Raw genomic sequence first — 281 nt, 5'->3', positions numbered from 1 at the left:
ACAACGCGGCGATGGCCAGACTTCGATCGTTTACGACGCCAATTCGGGTGAGGTGGCCGTGGACGGGCCGGCCGGTGTCGAACTGACTTCGATCAATATCGATTCGGCCGGCGGAATCTTTACTGGCGACGCCGCGGCCAATCTGGGTGGCAGCTTTGACAACGATGCGGACAATAATATTTTCAAAGCCACGTTTGGCAGCAGCTTCGGCTCACTCAGCTTTGGTAACGTCGCCCAAACGGGCTTGTCCCAGGAATTTGTACTCAACGACCTGACGGTCG

1 protein-coding gene is annotated in these 281 nt (G+C 56.9%); it reads left to right on the top strand.

Going from position 1 to position 281, the window contains the following annotated elements; translation table 11 throughout:
- Nucleotides 1-281: hypothetical protein (locus QWJ41_RS21050; protein WP_302710436.1), on the top strand; the 281-nt coding region annotated here is incomplete at both ends.

It is taken from the genome of Nocardioides cremeus (genome assembly GCF_030518195.1).
GTDB lineage: Bacteria > Actinomycetota > Actinomycetes > Propionibacteriales > Nocardioidaceae > Nocardioides > Nocardioides cremeus.
This window is presented reverse-complemented; position numbering and strand designations above follow the sequence as displayed.